Genomic DNA, 17837 nt, shown 5'->3' with positions numbered 1-17837 from the left:
CCCGGTGTGGTCTGTTCAGGATGCTCTGGATTGAGGGTCCTGAAGAGTTATAAATCTGTGTACTTTGGCGAAGGGATCGCCGAAGGGTCGCGAATCATACGCTCATGGAGACGTTCGCGCATCAGAGACTAGCTGATCGATGGAAGGTTATTTGTTTTTCCGCCGACCGGTGGCACCGAGTTTGCTCAACCGCGACACTGAACCAATGTGGGAGCGAGCCTGCTCGCGATAGCGGTGTATCAGACAACATTGATGTCGACTGACACTCCCTCATCGCGAGCAGGCTCGCTCCCACAGGATTTGGGTCAATCTTCGAACTGACGACGCTCGGCTTCGATTGCTTCTGCCAGAGCCTTGGCTTCGGCTTCTTCGTCGGTCAACTCGGGCTCGGGTTTCGGCTGCTCGAGCGCGGCGACGGCGGCCAGGAGTTTTTCCCGAGCTTCGGCGACGCCAAGAATGTCATCTTCGTGTTCTGGCTCTGGCTCTGGTTCCTGTTCTGATTCGACTTCGGCTTCGGCTTCAGTCTCGACCTGAGGTTCTGCTTCGGTTTCAGGCTCGGGCTCTGCCAACTCCCCCTCGGTCTCAGTCACCGCCCCATCGCGCAGCAAATCGTCGAAGTCGGTCTTGAGCCCCTCTTCCATGGTGTCCAGTTCCAGCAACAGCGTGTGGAAACTGGTTTCTTCCTTCGGCTCCTCCGGTTCAGCGCTGGCGTCGGCCAGTTCCTGCAAGCCTTGCGGCACCGGCGCGTCGTCGAAATCGAGGACAGGATCAGGTTCCAGCTCACGCAGTTCGGCGAGCGGCGGCAAATCGTCGAGGTTTTTCAGGTTGAAGTGATCGAGAAAGGCCTTGGTGGTGGCGAACATCGCCGGTTTGCCGGGCACGTCGCGGTAACCGACGATGCGGATCCACTCCCGTTCCAGCAGGGTTTTCACGATGTGGCTGTTGACTGCCACGCCGCGCACGTCTTCGATCTCGCCCCGGGTGATTGGCTGGCGATAGGCGATCAGGGCCATGGTTTCGAGCATGGCGCGGGAATAGCGCTGCGGCCGCTCTTCCCACAAACGTCCTACCCACGGCGCGAACTTTTCGCGGATCTGCAGGCGATACCCAGAGGCAACTTCCTTCAACTCGAAAGCACGACCGTCGCAGGACTTGGCCAGAATCGTCAGCGCTTTCTTGAAAACAGGGGGCTCGGGCCGCTCGCCTTCTTCGAAGAGTTCGAACAGGCGTTCAAGCGATTGCGGTTTTCCCGAGGCCAACAGAAAGGCTTCAAGCAGTGGCGCCAGCTCGCGGGGTTCAGTCAGGTTCATGATTCAACTCGTTATTCGGCTCGGGCCCGGACATGGATCGCCGCGAACGGCTCATTCTGCACCAGCTCGACCAAGGATTCCTTGACCAGTTCGAGGATCGCCATAAAGGTCACCACCACCCCCAGGCGCCCTTCTTCAGCGGTGAACAGCTCGACAAACGGCACAAAACCGCCGCCCTTGAGCCGTTCCAGCACATCGCTCATGCGTTCGCGGGTGGACAGCGCTTCACGGCTGACCTGGTGGCTTTCGAACATGTCGCCACGGCGCAGGACCTCGGCCATGGACATCAGCAACTCTCCCAGGCTCACATCCGGCAACAGTTTGCGCGCCCGGGCTTCCGGGGCATCGAGCTTGGGCACCACCACGTCGCGGCCGACGCGGCTCAGGCCATCAATGCCTTCGGCAGCGGCCTTGAAGCGCTCGTACTCCTGCAAGCGGCGAATCAGTTCGGCGCGAGGATCGTCCTCTTCGTCTTCAATCGTCTCGGCACGGGGCAGCAGCATCCGCGACTTGATCTCGGCCAGCATCGCGGCCATTACCAGGTACTCGGCGGCCAGCTCCAGGCGCACCGACTGCATCAACTCGACATAGCCCATGTACTGACGGGTGATTTCCGCCACCGGGATGTCGAGGATGTTGATGTTCTGTTTGCGGATCAGGTACAGCAGCAAGTCGAGCGGGCCTTCGAAGGCCTCAAGAAAGACCTCGAGCGCATCCGGCGGGATGTACAGGTCCAGCGGCATTTCCATGACCGCCTGGCCATAGACCATGGCGAAAGGCAGTTCTTGCTGAGCGCCGGCCTGGCTGTCGACGGGTTCTACTGCAGACATCTAGGCCTCGGCCATGAAAGGCGTAGGGTCGCCGCAACCGACACGGATGACTTCCGGTTCGCCGTCGGCGAGGCTGATCACGGTGGATGCCTTGATCCCGCCGAAACCGCCGTCGATGATCAGGTCCACCTGATGCTCGAGCAACTGGCGCATTTCGTAAGGATCGCTTAACGGGTCAGTGTCGCCGGGCATGATCAGGGTCACGCTCATCAGCGGCTCGCCGAGCTGCTCCAGCAGCGCCAGCGCTATCGGATGGCTGGGTACACGCAGGCCGATGGTGCGTTTTTTCGGGTGCAGCAACAGCCGTGGCACTTCGCGGGTGGCGTTGAGAATGAAGGTGTAAGGGCCAGGCAAGTGAGCCTTGAGCACCCGGAAGGTGCCGGTGTCGATCTTGGCAAACAGCCCCAACTGCGACAGGTCGCTGCAGATCAGCGCGAAGTTGTGCTTATCATCCAGCTGACGTAGCCGGCGCACGCGCTCCACGGCGTTTTTGTCGCCGATCTGGCAACCAATGGCGTAAGAAGAGTCTGTGGGATAAATCACCACCCCGCCGTTGCGGATGATCTCGACAGCCTGTTTGATCAGGCGCGGTTGCGGGTTTTCCGGATGAATCTGGAAAAATTGACTCACATTCTCTACCTGTTCAGACGACGGCAATAATTGGGTCATGTTTGAATCGACACCACAGTGGTGGCAGATCCTCCGGGAGCGGGCGGTATTCACCGATCTCGGACCAGCCTCCAGGGCCATGAAAATCACTGCCGGCGCTGACCAGCAGACCAAACTCGCGGGCAAGAATCGCCAGGCTGCCCACCTGTTCGGCGGGTTGATGGCCATTGACCACTTCTATCGCGTGGCCCCCTGCTTGAATATAGTCGGCAATTAGGCGGCGACGTTTGCTGCGAGTGAAATCGTAGTGCCAGGGATGCGCCAGGCTGACCCAGGCACCCGCGGCGCGCAGGGTTTCGACGGTGTCTTCCAGGGTCGGCCAGTGTTGTTTGACGTCCCCCAATTTGCCGGCACCCAGCCATTTGCGGAACGCTTCGGCGCGATCCTTGACGAAACCTTCGCGCACCATCCAGTCGGCGAAATGCGGACGGGCCGGCGCATTACCGCTGTCGCCCAGCTCCTGTTGAATGGCCCGGGCGCCCTCGAGCGCCCCCGGCATGCCTTTCAACGCCAACTTGCGGCTTATTTCTTCGGACCGTAGCCAGCGGCCATCGTGCAATTTTGCGATGGCCTCGACCAACGGCGGCGCATTGACGTCGAAACCGTAGCCCAAAACGTGAATCGTCGCCCCGCCCCAGGTGCAGGACAATTCGACGCCATTGACCAGTTGCATCCCCAGCGCCGTCGCGGCGCTACGGGCTTCGTCGAGACCTTCAAGGGTGTCGTGATCGGTCAAGGCCAGGACTCGCACGCCTTTCTCGAACGCACGCGCAACCAGTACCGCCGGCGCGAGGGCGCCATCGGAAGCCGTGCTATGGCAGTGCAAATCAACATTCACAGGACTGTGTAACCTCAAATCAGCTGACGCTATCGCGCGTCAATATGTTTGTTATTATGCCGCCACATCCTGCTTCTGGCTGCCACTGTGAAACAATTCATCGACTTCATCCCGCTTCTGCTGTTTTTCATCGTCTTCAAAATCGATCCACGGATCATCGACATCGGCGGTTATCAACTGTCTGTCGGTGGAATTTACAGCGCCACCGCAGTGCTGATCATCAGCTCCCTGGTGGTTTACGGCACGCTGTTCATCAAGCAGCGCAAGCTGGAGAAGAGCCAGTGGCTGACCCTCATCGCCTGCCTGGTCTTCGGTAGCCTGACCCTGGCGTTCCACAGCGAGACCTTCCTGAAATGGAAAGCCCCGGTGGTCAACTGGCTGTTCGCCCTCGGGTTCATCGGCAGTCACTTCATCGGTGATCAACTGTTGATCAAACGCATCATGGGCCACGCGCTGACACTGCCAGAGCCGGTCTGGACCCGTCTGAACATCGCCTGGATCGGCTTTTTCCTGTTTTGCGGCGCCGCCAACCTGTTCGTTGCGTTCACGTTCCAGAGCTACTGGGTCGACTTTAAAGTCTTCGGCAGCCTGGGCATGACGTTGCTGTTCCTGGTCGCCCAGGGCATTTACCTGTCACGCCACCTGCACGACGCCGACACCACAACGCCAAAAACCGAGGACTGACATGCTTTACGCAATCATTGCCACAGACGTCGCCAACTCCCTGGAAGCCCGCCTGGCCGCACGGCCTGCGCACCTTGAGCGCCTGCAAGTGCTTAAAGGCGAAGGTCGTATCGTATTGGCCGGCCCGCACCCGGCGGTCGACAGCAATGATCCGGGCGCGGCGGGTTTCACCGGCAGCCTGATCGTCGCTGAGTTCGATTCGCTGAGCGCCGCACAGGCCTGGGCCGATGCCGACCCGTACATTGCCGCAGGCGTCTACGCCAACGTTTTGGTCAAGCCGTTCAAGCAAGTCCTGCCCTAGTGTCCTGTCTCGCAAATACTGTTCCTTTTTGACGGCGTCTGTTGCCGTCATGCTGCGTTGCCGCTCCTCGCCATAGCGAGCTATGACTCGTCACGGCGCCTTGCGTGACGGCAACAGCCACTCGTCAAAAGAGGAACGTATTTGTGAGACAGGACACAAACTCCTTCAGCGCGATGAACCTTGTCGGTTCATAGCGCGTTCAATCGCTCATTATTCTCGTTTACCGGCCGACAACCTGCCCAATACTCGTATTGGAATCAGGAGTTGCGATGCGCAAAGGTCCGTTGTGTCTGATGTTGGTGACGTTGTCGATCATGGCGCCCGCCCACGGTGAAGAAGGCGCCGAAGTTGGCAATTCGACGCCGTTGTCCTTGAGTGCCGGCAGCCAGATCACCGAGTTGCAGCAGCGCTTGAAGGCTAGCGAGCAGCAACGAGAAGCACTGAGCAAACAATTGCAAAATACCGATGGCGAACGCGAAAGCGCTCAGTTGAGCCGGTTGCGCCAAGAGAATCAGCGCCTGAAGCTGCAACTCAAGGAAATCCTGGCCAGCCCGCTGCCACGCCTGCTGACGGATCAGCAACAGTGGTTCGTGATCGGGGCCGGAGTAGCGCTATTGGCGCTGCTCTGCGGTATCTTCGCCAGTGGTGCACGTAGAAAACGTCGGCAATGGCTAAATTGAGTGAGTCATGAGCGAGCTGTTATTAATTGATGATGATCAGGAGCTGTGTGAGCTCCTGAGTAGTTGGCTGAGCCAGGAAGGCTTTCAGGTCCGCGCCTGCCACGATGGCCAGAGCGCCCGTCGCGCGCTGGCCGAAACGTCCCCGGCGGCCGTGGTGCTGGACGTGATGCTGCCGGACGGCAGTGGCCTGGAACTGCTCAAGCAACTGCGCAACGACCACCCGGAGTTGCCAGTGCTGATGCTTTCGGCCCGTGGCGAACCGCTGGACCGCATCCTCGGCCTGGAACTCGGTGCCGATGATTACCTGGCCAAACCGTGCGACCCACGGGAGCTGACAGCACGTCTGCGCGCAGTGTTGCGCCGAAGTCATCCGACGGCAGTCTCCAGCCAGCTCGAATTGGGCGACTTGTGCTTCAGCCCGGTGCGTGGCGTGGTCAGCATCGATGAACAGGAATTCACCCTGACCGTCTCCGAAAGCCGTCTGCTCGAAGCCCTGCTCAAGCAACCCGGCGAACCGCTGGATAAACAGGAACTGGCGCAAGTCGCCCTCGGTCGCAAACTGACCCTGTACGACCGCAGCCTGGACATGCACGTGAGTAACCTGCGCAAAAAAATCGGCCCGCACCCCGATGGCCGCCCGCGCATCGTCGCGCTGCGCAGTCGTGGTTACTACTACAGCCTCTGAATCCGAACGCGATGCGACCTGCGACCACCTCCGTAGGAGCTGCCGCAGGCTGCGATCTTTTGATCTTGATCTTGACCGGTAAAAGCAAAATCAAAAGATCGCAGCCTGCGGCAGCTCCTACGCCGGACCGTGGTGCATCGCGGAATTGTCAGGAACGTAGAAAATCGTCTTTACCCAAGCTTTACGCTCCGCTGACCGCCGCTGACCTTGATCTCCGTAATCTGCACACATCCGGAACGTACCGGGAACGAGACAAGGAGATACACCATGCGCAAGACTCTTATCGCTTTGATGTTTGCTGCCGCCCTGCCGACCGTTGCCATGGCCATGCCTGAAGGCGCAGGTCCGATGGGTGACCACATGGACGGCTCACGCCACGGCGGTCAGATGCACGGCATGCACGGTAAAGGCCCTTACAGCCAGCTGGACCTGAGCCGCGAACAGCGCGAGCAAATCCGCAAGATCATGGGCGAACAGATGCATGAGCGTCGGCAACTGGTCGACAAGTACCTGGAAAAACTCTCGCCAGCCGATCAGAAAGCCCTGAAAGACGAGATGGCGGCCAAGCACAAGAAAGCCGAAGCCGACGTTCGCGCACTGCTGAAGCCGGATCAACAGAAGCAATTCGACGAGATCCAGAAGAAAAAAGCTGAGCGTCGCGCCGAATGGGCCGAGTTCAAGGCCTGGAAAGCGCAGCAAGCGCAAAAAAAGCAATAATGCGTTAACCCTGGACCCAACGGCTAAACCCCGTTGGGTCTGTTGCCACTCGATTTAATGTGGGAGCGGGCTTGCTCGCGAAGACGGTGTGCCAGACAGCACTACAGTCGTCTGACACACCGCCTTCGCGAGCAAGCCCGCTCCCACATGGATTTGCGCTAGTTGAGGATTTTCTGTGCGCTCATTGTTCTGGCGTATCCTGGCCAGCTTCTGGCTGGCCATCGCTCTGGTTGCAGGGCTTTCCATTCTGCTTGGGCACATGCTCAACCAGGACGCGTGGATTCTCAGTCGCCACCCGGGCCTCAACACCTTGGCCGAACAGTGGACGCAAACCTACGAAAGCCAGGGAGAAGAAGCCGCCCAGGACATTCTGGAACAGCGCAAGCGTCAGTATCACATCAACGTTCAAGTGCTCAACGAGGCAGGTGACCCGGTGGTACGCGGCACCTTTCCACGGCGGGCAGCGGCCTTCGAAGCCCGACAGAACAACGATGATCGACGCCTGCCATGGCGGCGTCTGACCGATGAATACACCAGCGCCAAGACAGGCGACACCTATCTGCTGATCTATCGCGTTCCGCACCCGGAATTGGATGCCTGGCACCGCGAAAGCCTCCTTTGGCCGTTGAGTGCACTGGGCATCGCGCTGGTGGTATTGACTCTGTTCAGCTTGCTGGTGACCTTTTCCATCACGCGACCACTGAACCGTTTACGAAGCGCCGTGCATGACCTGGGGCAGACAACGTATCAACAGAACAGCCTGGCGCAACTGGCCAACCGCCGCGATGAGTTCGGTGTGCTGGCCAACGACTTCAACCGCATGGGTGCACGCCTACAAAGCCTGATCGGCAGCCAGCGGCAATTACTGCGCGATGTGTCTCACGAGTTACGCTCACCCTTGGCCCGACTGCGCATTGCGTTGGCGCTGGCCGAGCGGGCCAATCCTGAAGAGCGGGAAAAACTCTGGCCACGCCTGACCCGTGAATGCGATCGACTGGAAGCGCTGATCAGCGAAATCCTGGTACTGGCGCGCGTCGATGCCGACAACGCCAGTGCTGAAGAAGTGAACCTCAATGCGCTGCTCAATACCCTGCAAAAAGACGCTCAGTTGGGCTCGCCCGAGCAGAACGTGCGCCTTGAGGCCGAGCCGCAACTGAACCTCAAAGGCTGGCCGACCATGATCGAGCGCGCCGTGGACAACCTGCTGCGCAATGCCCAGCGCTTTAACCCGGTCGGGCAACCAATCGAAATGCAGGCGTTGCGTCAGGGCGACAGGATTGTGGTCAGCGTGCGCGATCACGGCCCCGGCGTTGAGGCCGAGCATTTGAATCAGCTGGCTGAACCGTTCTATCGGGCACCGGGGCAAACTGCGGCCGGACATGGCCTCGGGCTGGCCATTGCGCGTAGAGCTGCGGAGCGCCATGGCGGCAGTCTGGTGCTGGCCAATCACCCGCAGGGCGGGTTTATTGCCAGCCTGGAATTGCCGTTGGTGCCGGGGGCGGTGGTGCAGCCTTAAATTCGGTGGTGACGCAAAAAAAGATCGCAGCCCCGTTTCACTCGACAGCTCCTACAGGGATATATGTACATCTGTAGGAGCTGTCGAGTGAAACGGGGCTGCGATCTTTTGATCTTCAGACCTTACCGGACCAAGCGCTAACGAACTCGGTCAAATCAACCTTTTCCGCAACACGCGGCTCTTTCTGCGGCGTACCAAGGTAAAGAAACGCAATCACCTCTTCACCTTCCGCCAACCCCAAACCTTTAGCCACATGCGCCGAATAAGCCAGCTCACCGGTGCGCCATACCGCGCCAATACCTTGCGCATAGGCCGCCAGCAAAATCCCGTGAGCCGCACAGCCTGCCGCCAACAGTTGCTCGGACTTGGGATACTTGTCGTGCTCCTGCAAACGCGCAATCACCACAACCACCAGCGGCGCACGCAACGGGCCGTTGCGCGCCTTGTCCAGCAAGGCTTCGGACACATCACTGTCTTGCAGCTTCGCCGCTTCGGCCAGCAACTCACCCATTTGCTCGCGCGCAGCGCCTTCGACTGTCAGGAAGCGCCAAGGCTGCAAGTGGCCATGGTCTGGCGCGCGCATCGCGGCGGCAAACAGCACTTCCCGCTGCTCGGCAGTGGGTGCCGGATCGAGCAGTCGTGGGACGGAAACACGGTTGAGCAAAGCGTCGAGAGCCTGCATCGGCCACCTCCTGTAGAAAATGTTTGGCTATTCTAGCGTCAACTGTCGCGACGGCGTCGGTTTACATGCCCTGCCCCGCAGGTAGAATGGCGCCCTTCCTACTATTAGCCCGAGCGGACTTCATGGCGTTGCCGACCTTACGGATCATTGGTTTCATCATCGGCATCTTCCTGATCACGCTGGCTATCGCCATGGTCGTGCCCATGGCCACGCTGGTGATCTTCGAGCGCACCAGCGACCTGCCATCGTTCCTCTGGGCGAGCATGATCACCTTTATCGCCGGCCTGGCCCTGGTGATACCCGGGCGCCCCGAGCACATCCATCTGCGCCCGCGAGATATGTACCTGCTGACCGTCAGCAGCTGGGTGGTGGTGTGCATCTTCGCCGCGCTGCCGTTCCTGCTGACCCAGCGCATCAGTTACACCGATTCGTTCTTCGAAAGCATGTCCGGCATCACCGCCACCGGTGCGACGGTGCTTAACGGCCTGGACAACATGTCCCCCGGCATCTTGATGTGGCGTTCATTGCTGCACTGGATCGGCGGGATCGGCTTTATCGGCATGGCGGTAGCGATTCTGCCATTGCTGCGCATCGGTGGCATGCGGCTGTTTCAGACCGAGTCGTCGGACCGTTCCGAAAAGGTCATGCCCCGTTCGCACATGGTGGCGCGTTTGATCGTTGCGGCCTACGTCGGCATCACCATTTTCGGCAGCCTGGCGTTCTGGTGGGCCGGGATGAGCCCGTTCGATGCAATCAATCACGCGATGTCGGCGATTTCCACCGGTGGTTTCTCGACCTCCGACCAGTCTTTGGCCAAGTGGCCGGAGCCTGCGGTGCATTGGGTCGCGATCGTCATCATGATTCTCGGTGCCCTGCCATTCACCCTGTATGTCGCCACATTGCGCGGTAACCGTCGGGCGCTGATCAAGGATGAACAGGTTCAAGGCCTGCTCGGCATGTTGCTGGTGACCTGGCTGGTGCTCGGCACCTGGTACTGGTGGACCACCCAGCTGCATTGGCTGGAAGCCTTGCGGCATGTGGCGCTGAACGTGACATCGGTGGTGACCACCACCGGTTTCGCACTGGGGGACTACAGCCTCTGGGGCAACTTCTCACTGATGCTGTTCTTTTATCTGGGCTTTATCGGTGGTTGCTCGGGTTCGACCGCCGGCGGGATCAAGATTTTCCGCTTCCAGGTTGCCTACATTCTGCTCAAGGCCAACCTTAACCAGTTGATTCACCCGCGTGCGGTGATCAAGCAGAAGTACAACGGCCACCGTCTCGACGAAGAGATCGTGCGCTCGATCCTGACCTTTTCGTTCTTCTTCGCCATCACCATTTGCGTCATTGCGCTGCTGCTGTCGCTACTGGGCGTGGACTGGATGACGGCGCTTACCGGCGCGGCCGCCACAGTGTCTGGCGTAGGCCCGGGGCTTGGCGAAACGATTGGCCCGGCGGGTAACTTCGCCAGCCTGCCGGATGCCGCGAAGTGGATTCTCTCGTTCGGCATGCTCCTGGGCCGGCTGGAGATCATTACGGTGTTTGTTCTGTGTATCCCGGCGTTCTGGCGTCACTAATCGGCATGGGCGCTTCCATCATCCGCGTCCGGTATTCGCCGGGGGTGGAATCGAACCAGCGTCGGAAGGCGCGGAAGAAGTTGCTCGGATCGGCAAACCCCAGCAGGTAGGCAATTTCCAGCAGGGTCATGTTCGGTTGCGCCAGGTATTGCTCGGCCAGTTCACGCCGGGTGTCATCCAGCAATGTCTGAAAACTCGTGCCCTCTTCCTGCAATCGACGCTGCAAGGTGCGTTGCGACAAGTGCAGCGTCTGGGCCACCGCATCGCGTTTGGGTTCGCCTTGGGGCAGCAGACGGCATAACACCTGGCGCGCCTTGTGAGTCACGCGGGTCTCGGAAAACCGCGCCAGGTACTCGCCGGCAAACCGGTCATGTAACCGCGCCATGGCCTCGTTGGCAGTGGGCAGCGGTGCCTCCATGTCAGCGCGCTCGAAGATCAAGGCGTCATAAGGCGCGCTGAACATCAACGGGGCATGGAAAGCTTGTTTATAAGGTTCAAAATCAACGGGCTCATCGCCTTGCAGCAAGACTTTGCGCGGCTGGAGTGTGCGGCCCGTCAGCCAGCTGCAGAGTGCCAGGGCGCAGGCCATTGAAGCTTCGGCACTCTGTCGGGTCGGCGGCAGGTGGTCGCCATGCACCGTCAGAATCAGCGCATAACCCTCATCCAGCAATCGGAAACTCAAGTCGGCACTTTCGGCGATGATTCGCTGATAACGCACCAGACGTTGAAAACCTTCAGCCAGGGTCTGGCTGGACATCAAGGCATAACCGGCGACATGGAAGGACGCCGGTCGCACCACCTTGCCCATGTTCAGGCCGATCGCCGGGTTACCGGACAGCTCGACCGCGCGCTGCCAGAGCCGCGTCATGGAATCTTGCGGGAAGCGCGCATCCGGATCATCCAGTGCCGCATAGTCGAGCCCTAGCTGCTTGAACAGAACCCGGCAATCCAGGCCGTCCATTTCCAGTGCTTTGACAATCCCCATCGCCCAGCTTGCAGAAGTCGTTCGTTCGCTCATGGCGTTTACTACGTGATGGCCGCATGCCACGACCCAATACCCAAGGATACTAAACTGGCGCCTATTGTCACTGGTTGATACCAATGATCACTCTAGACTTAAATAAGCTACCCGCAGAACAACTTGTCGCGTGCACAGCAACCGCAGAGATCGCAATCGTGGAAAACATCAAGCGCTTCAACAGCTTCGCTGAGTTTTACCCGTATTACCTCAGCGAACACCGCAACAGCACTTGCCGACGATTGCACTTTGTCGGCACCTCCCTGGTTATTTTCATTCTGGCGCTGACCATCGGCAATACCGCGTGGTGGATGTTGCTGGCCCTGCCGCTGGCCGGTTACAGCTTCGCCTGGGTCGGGCATTTCTTCTTCGAGAAGAATCTCCCTGCCACCTTTCAGCATCCTCTTTACAGCCTGCTCGGCGATTTCGTCATGTACCGCGACATGATTCTGGGTCGCGTGGCGCTCTAGGCTCCATTGGCCACAAAAGCGTCTTATGCAGCCAATGCTGGATCCAGGTTCTACACTCAACACATCCCTTTCGATCAGAACAAGAGGATAGCTGATGAATGCCCATGCCCGTTTTACCCATATGCAGGACGGCACGCAGGAAGACTGGGCGATCATCGCCGCAGATTTCAGTGCCTATGCCCGGCAATTACCCAAACGGATCGTGGCGCACCTGAAGTTACTGGAGGGGGATTTCGGCGGTTTCCCGGTGGATCGTCTGACCCACTCCCTGCAAACCGCCAGCCGCGCCTGGCGCGATGGTCGCGATGAAGAGTACGTGGTCTGCGCCCTGCTCCATGACATCGGCGACACACTGGGCTCCTACAATCACCCGGACATCGCTGCCGCGATCCTCAAGCCGTTCGTCAGCGCCGAGAACCTGTGGATGGTGGAGAAGCACGGGATTTTCCAGGGCTATTACTTCTTTCATCACCTGGGCATGGACCGGCATTTGCGCGAGCAATTCAGCGGTCATCCGCAGTATCAGGCGACCATCGAGTTTTGTGCCCGGTACGATGCGGCGGCGTTTGATCCAGCGTATGACACGCTGCCGCTGAGCTTCTTCGAACCGATGGTGGAGCGGCTGTTTGCGCAGCCGAAAAACTCGATTTACAAGGCGGCGATGGAAGAGCACGCGCCGGCCTGATCTATCCGGGGGACCGCTGCGCGGTCCATCGCGAGCAGGCTCGCTCCCACAGTGGATCTACAGTGAACCACCTATTTATGGCGCGCCACAGTTCGAATGCGGGAGCGAGCCTGCTCGCGATGAGGCCCATCCATACACCTTGTGTTTATGCCGGCTCCACGACCTTCACCGCCTTCAACTCGGCCTCTCGCGCCTGAGCATCGGCCAATCGATACAACTCGATCGAGCCGTCCCAATGCTCGATCAGCGCCGTGCACGATTCCACCCAATCCCCGCAATTGAGGTAATCCACCCCGCCGACCTTGCGAATCTCGGCATGGTGAATGTGCCCGCACACCACCCCGTGCAACTCGCGTTTGACGCATTCGTGAGCGATGGCTTCTTCAAAGTCGCTGATGAAGCTGACGGCGGTTTTGACCTTGTGCTTGAGGTACGCCGACAGCGACCAGTAACCGTAGCCATAACGGGCACGCCAATGGTTGAGCCAGCGGTTGAGCGTCAGGGTGAATTCGTAGGCCGAGTCGCCGAGAAACGCCAACCAGCGATGGTAACGGGTGATCACGTCGAACTGATCGCCGTGAATCACCAGCAGATGACGGCCATCGGCGGTCACGTGCACGGCTTCGTCCACCAACTGGATATTGCCCAAAATCAGCTTCGAATAACGGCGCAGGAATTCGTCATGGTTGCCGGTGACGTAGATCACTTCTGTGCCGCGCTTGCTCATGGTCAGCAGGCGACGAATCACATTGGTATGCGCTTGCGGCCAATACATGCCGCTGCGCAGTTTCCAGCCGTCGATGATGTCGCCGACCAGATAGACCTTGTCCGCGTGGTAGCCCTTGAGAAATTGCGACAGGTGTTCGGCCTGGCAGTCCCGGGTGCCCAAATGCACATCGGAAATCCACAAGGTCCGCACACGTTGCTTACGGCTGGGTTTGGCGAGCTCGGCGCTGGTCATGGGCAACCCTCAGGACAAGTTTTGGCAAGCTTGCGCCGGTCGGGTTAATTGCCCATGACAATCGCAAGTCAGTCCCGTGACAACGCGCGCATGCGTGCCCTCGGTGTAGACTGCGCCTCACTCATCAAAATCGCCATGAGACCTGCGATGAGACCGATCCTCACGCTACGCCAGTACACCCACGACCTGATCGTCCACAGCCACGACCACGCGCAACTGGTGTTCGGGCTGTCGGGCGCGCTGGACTTCGAGGTCGAGGGGCATGGCAGTCAGGTAGTGCAGCAGAGTTTCGTGGTGGTGCCGTCGGGCGCGCATCACGCCTGCGATAGCGCCCATGGCAGTCGTGGTCTGGTGCTGGATGTGCCGAGCGACCAGTGGGTTTCGCAGTCTCTTGGCGATCACGCCGAAGCCAGCCGCCGCTTGCTCGACAATGCTGGGCGCCTGTCGCTGGACGCCGGGCAAAGCCAACTGGTGAGTTGGCTGGCGGGCAGTCAGATCAGTGACCCGCTGATTGCCCAGCAAGGCGCGGTACTGTTGCTGGCCAGCCTGAACAACGCCAAACCCGACAGCGTGGGCGGTCGGCGCCTGCCTTATGCAGCGCTGAATGCGCACATCGACCAATACGCAGCCTATCCGCTGCAAGTAGCCGATCTGGCGCGCATTGCCGGCCTGTCCAGCGCTCGGTTGCATGCCCGGTTCGTGGCGGAATGCGGGCAAACGCCGATGGACTACATTCGCAGTCGTCGGCTGCACATTGCCGTGAGCCTGTTGCGCGATTCGGCGCTGCCCATTGGCGAGATCGCCTGTCGGGTCGGTTACAGCTCGCAGAGTGCGTTCGCCGCGGCGGTGCTGCGTGAGTTCGGAGCCTCACCCGGTAAATTGCGTCGCGAGGCTGGCGACAAATGACGCGAGTCTGGCGACAGACATAACCGGCTTAGCACGATTCAATGTAGGACATTTGTTCGTTTGTCGTTAAGGATTGCAATGACTCCTCGTACCGCCCTTGGCGCTCTGCATATAGGTGCACTGATGTTCGGCCTGACTGGCGTATTCGGCAAACTCGCCGCCGCCTCGCCGGCCATCATCGTGTTCGGCCGTGCCGCGTTTGCTGTCCTCGCGCTGACGTTTTTCGCACGGTTCGCCAGCAATACCCGTTGGCAGAAACTTGACGCCGCGGACCTGCGTCGCCTGCTGCTCAGCGGCTTGCTGCTGACCGGGCACTGGGTGAGTTTTTTCATCGCGGTGAAGGTGGCGGGGGTGGCGATCGCGACCTTGGGTTTTGCCAGTTTCCCGGCGTTTACCGTGATCCTCGAAGGGCTGATCTTCCGCGAGCGAATCCGCGTCAACGAAATCCTGTTGGTGGTGCTGGTCAGCATTGGGTTGGTGCTGGTCACACCGGCCTTCGATCTGGCCAGCGGCGCCACCATTGGCCTGTTGTGGGCAGTGGCTTGCGGCTTGTTGTTCGCCCTGCTCTCCCTGACCAACCGCGCCAGCTCCGGACGAATTCCGCCAGTGCAGGCGGCACTGTGTCAGAACGTGGTGGTTGCGATCTGCCTGCTGCCGGTGGCAGTGCCGCAGTTGAGCGAAGTGCGCGCCATTGACTGGCTGTGGATCGGCCTGCTCGGGGTCTTCTGCACCGGCGTCGCCCACAGCCTGTTCGTCGCCAGCCTGGCAGTGATCAAAGCCCGGACCGCGTCAGTGGTGTTTGCTCTGGAGCCGGTTTACGGCATCACCCTGGCCTGGCTGTTGTTCGATGAAAACCCGACCCTGCGCATGCTGATCGGGGGCGCATTGATCATCGTGGCCATCGCGGTTTCCAGCCGGTTGTCCGGCATCTCAAGCAAGAACGCCGTGGCGGCAGAAGCCGCGTCTCACTGAGTGCGATCGTTGTGGCCCAGGTCGCGGTCTGGATCGATCTGATCGCGGACCCGCTGCTTGAGCACTTTGGCCTCAGGAAAACCGCCATCGGCCTTGCGCTCCCAGAGCTGAACATCGTCACAGAAAATGTGAAAAACCCCGTCGGTGCCGGGCACCAGGGACACTTTGCCCAGGTCATCGCCGAAGGTGCTGAGCAGTTCCTGGGCCAGCCAAGCGGCGCGCAACAGCCATTGGCATTGCGTGCAATAGGTGATGACGATTTCCGGTTTACGTGCAGTCATGATTGGTAAAGTTCCTGTGGCCCTTGATCCTGTAGGAGCGAGGCTTGCCCGCGAAGAACGATAATGCAGTTATTCTGATAAACCGCGCCGTCTGATTCGCGGGCAAGCCTCGCTCCTACAGGAAAGGGTTTATCGAATACCGGCCAACAGCGTCCGTGCCGTCTCCTTGAGCGGTTCATCGCCTTCCTTGAGTAACTCATTGAGCAGCTCGATGGCGCTGTCCAGATCGCCGTCATCGATGCAGGTCTGGGCCTGTTCAAGTTTACCCGCGTTGCTCGGCCCCGCCGGTTCAAGATCCATCAATTCAGCACTCAGCGGCTCAAGCTCCAGCGGCTGGCCGGCATCGCTGAACTCGTTGAGAAAGGTCTCGTCCAGAGATTGAGCGTCAGGTTCGGCGATCCATTCAAGCTCGGGCTCGTCCAGTGTCGGCTCCTCGGGCATTTCGAAGACATCGGGTAACACGTGCAGGTTCGAGGTGAACCCGGGCTCGTCTGCCTGCGCTTGCTCATCCGACGGTTTGGCGCTGGACGGTGAATTTTCGAACGGGCTGATCAGGTCCCAATTCGAATCCATCGACAGGTCATCGAGGTTTAACTGGAATTCATCGCTCGGTGCAACGTCAGGGATTGCAGGCGTGGGCGGCGCCACTGCCACGGCGGCGACCACCGGTGCGGCGCTGATCAGCTTCGGATGGCGGGCGCGGATGTCCTGAAGTTGCCGCGCATCGAACCCGGCGTCCCGCAGGCTGCTTTCCTGCGCGTCATAAGCTTGCACGTCGCCCTGTTTACCGAGGACTTCCAACAGTTGCACGGCCAGATCGGTGCGCTGGGGTTCCCTGACCAACGCGTCTCGCAACAAACCGGCCGCCTCGGAAAAACGACCATACGCCAGATAAATACCAACCCCTTCCAGCACGTCGCCTGCAGGAGTCTCTTCGGCCGAGCCGGCTAGCGGTTGCGGCTGGGACGTCGGCCTGATTGGTTCTGCTGTGCGGTTGAGCACCGGTTCATGACGCGATGGCAGCACGGGTAACGGCTCGGACTGGACCTGAGCCTGAACCTCCTGTCGTTGACGGCGAATGAATACGCCGAGCAACACCATCAGTGCCAGCAACCCGATGATCAGCGGCCAGTGGGTGGCCTCGGGCGTCTCGACAACCACCGGGACCGGCGCCGGCACCTCAGGCACGACCGGCTCTACCGATGACTGTTTGACTTCCGCCAATTGGGTTTGCAGCTCGATCAGCTGCTTTTTCTGCCCGGCGATCTGCTCATCCTGAGCTTGAAGCTTGGCATTGAGCTCATCGATGGTCTTTTGCAGCACGCTGGCGGCCAGTTGTTCGGCAACAGCATCATTCGCGGGCGCGGCAGCTGGTTTACCGACGTCAGGCTTGGGCGTCGCTCTTTTCACAGCAGATGGCGGTGCAACAGCAGGCTCGACGGACGGGAACGCTGAAGACTGAGGGCGCGGCGCGGGGTCGTCGTTGACGGGAACAATTCCCGGTGACCCCGGAGGATCGATCAGCACTGTGTACTCGCGCAGCAAACGGCCGTTGGGCTGATTGAGCTGCACCAGAAAATTCAGGAAGGGTTCATTGACCGGTTTACTGGAGGTTACCCGGATCAGGCTGCGGTTGCCCCGCAGGATCGGTGTGAATTTCAGGTCGTTGAGGAAGAACACCCGCTCGACGCCCGCGCGGCTGAACTCGTCCGCCGTCGCCAGGCTGACCGATAGCTCGCCCTCCTCCAGACCACTGGCGTCCACCAGGGCAATGTCGGCATTGAACGGTTGATTCAACGCCGAATGCTGGGTGATCTCACCCAACCCGAGCGCAGGAGCCAATGCCGAGTAAGTGACAGCACCACCGACCAGCAGCAGCCTGGCGCAACACCGCAATACAACGTGCCAACTCTCGAGCATGAGCATCCCTTAGATAACCAGAACCAACCTGTACGTGTTCGCACACCCGGTACGAACACGATATTGCCTAGGGGGCGTTCTCAATGTGTTTCCCCGCCGCGCCGGGTCTGCTGTTGTGCAGGGCAAGGCGCGAGA

At 59.9% G+C, this 17837-nt stretch carries 20 protein-coding genes; 11 read left to right on the top strand and 9 right to left on the bottom strand.

What is annotated here, in order from left to right; translation table 11 throughout:
* Positions 1-305: 305 nt before the first annotated feature.
* The 4 genes from scpB to ACYZT2_RS09210 are packed head-to-tail and all read right to left on the bottom strand — an operon-like array spanning position 306 to position 3647.
* Positions 306-1310, bottom strand: coding sequence for an SMC-Scp complex subunit ScpB (gene scpB / locus ACYZT2_RS09225; RefSeq protein WP_461971553.1), 1005 nt, complete (start codon positions 1308-1310; stop codon positions 306-308).
* 11 nt (positions 1311-1321) lie between these two features.
* Positions 1322-2080, bottom strand: coding sequence for a segregation and condensation protein A (locus tag ACYZT2_RS09220; RefSeq protein ID WP_177319506.1), 759 nt, complete (start codon positions 2078-2080; stop codon positions 1322-1324).
* 60 nt (positions 2081-2140) lie between these two features.
* Positions 2141-2770 carry an L-threonylcarbamoyladenylate synthase gene (locus ACYZT2_RS09215; protein ID WP_461971552.1) on the bottom strand — a complete coding sequence of 210 codons (630 nt, stop codon included), beginning with the start codon at positions 2768-2770 and terminating at the stop codon, positions 2141-2143.
* Between the two features lie 13 nt (positions 2771-2783).
* Complete coding sequence (locus tag ACYZT2_RS09210) at positions 2784-3647, bottom strand: PHP domain-containing protein (RefSeq protein ID WP_461971551.1); 864 nt, start codon at positions 3645-3647, stop codon at positions 2784-2786.
* Between the two features lie 87 nt (positions 3648-3734).
* On the opposite strand from ACYZT2_RS09210, the gene ACYZT2_RS09205 reads away from it, so the two are divergent.
* From ACYZT2_RS09205 to ACYZT2_RS09180, 6 genes are all read left to right on the top strand, one after another.
* On the top strand, positions 3735-4331 hold the full coding sequence (locus ACYZT2_RS09205) for a septation protein A (protein ID WP_461971550.1): 597 nt from the start codon (positions 3735-3737) through the stop codon (positions 4329-4331).
* Between the two features lies 1 nt (position 4332).
* Positions 4333-4632 carry a YciI family protein gene (locus tag ACYZT2_RS09200; protein ID WP_007984134.1) on the top strand — a complete coding sequence of 100 codons (300 nt, stop codon included), beginning with the start codon at positions 4333-4335 and terminating at the stop codon, positions 4630-4632.
* Positions 4633-4901: 269 nt separating this feature from the next.
* Complete coding sequence (locus ACYZT2_RS09195) at positions 4902-5312, top strand: translation initiation factor 2 (protein ID WP_461971549.1); 411 nt, start codon at positions 4902-4904, stop codon at positions 5310-5312.
* 7 nt (positions 5313-5319) lie between these two features.
* Positions 5320-5997: a response regulator transcription factor gene (locus ACYZT2_RS09190; protein ID WP_461971548.1), complete on the top strand. Its 678-nt coding sequence runs from the start codon at positions 5320-5322 to the stop codon at positions 5995-5997.
* 267 nt (positions 5998-6264) lie between these two features.
* Positions 6265-6714, top strand: a complete 450-nt coding sequence (locus ACYZT2_RS09185; RefSeq protein ID WP_461971547.1) for a Spy/CpxP family protein refolding chaperone — start codon at positions 6265-6267, stop codon at positions 6712-6714.
* A gap of 175 nt (positions 6715-6889) precedes the next feature.
* A complete protein-coding gene (locus ACYZT2_RS09180) occupies positions 6890-8230 on the top strand; it encodes a sensor histidine kinase (RefSeq protein ID WP_461971546.1) in 1341 nt (446 codons plus the stop codon).
* A 115-nt stretch (positions 8231-8345) separates the two neighbouring features.
* On the opposite strand, the gene ACYZT2_RS09175 is transcribed toward ACYZT2_RS09180, so the two are convergent.
* Positions 8346-8912, bottom strand: coding sequence for an NAD(P)H nitroreductase (locus ACYZT2_RS09175; RefSeq protein WP_461971545.1), 567 nt, complete (start codon positions 8910-8912; stop codon positions 8346-8348).
* A gap of 122 nt (positions 8913-9034) precedes the next feature.
* On the opposite strand from ACYZT2_RS09175, the gene ACYZT2_RS09170 reads away from it, so the two are divergent.
* Positions 9035-10489 carry a TrkH family potassium uptake protein gene (locus tag ACYZT2_RS09170; protein ID WP_461971544.1) on the top strand — a complete coding sequence of 485 codons (1455 nt, stop codon included), beginning with the start codon at positions 9035-9037 and terminating at the stop codon, positions 10487-10489.
* Here ACYZT2_RS09170 and ACYZT2_RS09165 read toward each other — a convergent pair.
* On the bottom strand, positions 10446-11507 hold the full coding sequence (locus ACYZT2_RS09165; RefSeq protein WP_461971543.1) for an AraC family transcriptional regulator: 1062 nt from the start codon (positions 11505-11507) through the stop codon (positions 10446-10448). The genes ACYZT2_RS09170 and ACYZT2_RS09165 overlap by 44 nt on opposite strands.
* Positions 11508-11665: 158 nt before the next feature.
* On the opposite strand from ACYZT2_RS09165, the gene ACYZT2_RS09160 reads away from it, so the two are divergent.
* Together ACYZT2_RS09160 and ACYZT2_RS09155 are read left to right on the top strand one after the other, a co-directional pair.
* Positions 11666-11977 carry an Mpo1-like protein gene (locus ACYZT2_RS09160; protein WP_461971542.1) on the top strand — a complete coding sequence of 104 codons (312 nt, stop codon included), beginning with the start codon at positions 11666-11668 and terminating at the stop codon, positions 11975-11977.
* Positions 11978-12071: 94 nt separating this feature from the next.
* Entirely contained in the window at positions 12072-12662 is a 591-nt protein-coding gene (locus tag ACYZT2_RS09155) for an HD domain-containing protein (RefSeq protein ID WP_305422721.1), read from the top strand.
* Between the two features lie 145 nt (positions 12663-12807).
* Here the strand turns inward: ACYZT2_RS09155 and ACYZT2_RS09150 are convergent, their stop codons facing one another.
* Positions 12808-13623 carry a UDP-2,3-diacylglucosamine diphosphatase gene (locus ACYZT2_RS09150; RefSeq protein ID WP_461971541.1) on the bottom strand — a complete coding sequence of 272 codons (816 nt, stop codon included), beginning with the start codon at positions 13621-13623 and terminating at the stop codon, positions 12808-12810.
* Between the two features lie 147 nt (positions 13624-13770).
* Between ACYZT2_RS09150 and ACYZT2_RS09145 the strand changes: the two genes are divergently transcribed.
* Complete coding sequence (locus ACYZT2_RS09145) at positions 13771-14529, top strand: helix-turn-helix transcriptional regulator (protein WP_461971540.1); 759 nt, start codon at positions 13771-13773, stop codon at positions 14527-14529.
* Positions 14530-14607: 78 nt separating this feature from the next.
* A complete protein-coding gene (locus tag ACYZT2_RS09140) occupies positions 14608-15501 on the top strand; it encodes a DMT family transporter (RefSeq protein WP_461971539.1) in 894 nt (297 codons plus the stop codon).
* On the opposite strand, the gene ACYZT2_RS09135 is transcribed toward ACYZT2_RS09140, so the two are convergent.
* Together ACYZT2_RS09135 and ACYZT2_RS09130 are read right to left on the bottom strand one after the other, a co-directional pair.
* Positions 15495-15782, bottom strand: a complete 288-nt coding sequence (locus tag ACYZT2_RS09135) for an Rdx family protein (protein WP_461971538.1) — start codon at positions 15780-15782, stop codon at positions 15495-15497. The genes ACYZT2_RS09140 and ACYZT2_RS09135 overlap by 7 nt on opposite strands.
* A gap of 129 nt (positions 15783-15911) precedes the next feature.
* Entirely contained in the window at positions 15912-17702 is a 1791-nt protein-coding gene (locus ACYZT2_RS09130; protein WP_461971537.1) for a FimV/HubP family polar landmark protein, read from the bottom strand.
* Positions 17703-17837 lie beyond the last annotated feature (135 nt).

This window comes from Pseudomonas sp. MDT1-85 (assembly GCF_054898065.1).
The sequence above is the reverse complement of the archived record's forward strand: the minus strand, read 5'-3'. Positions and strand labels throughout refer to the sequence as shown.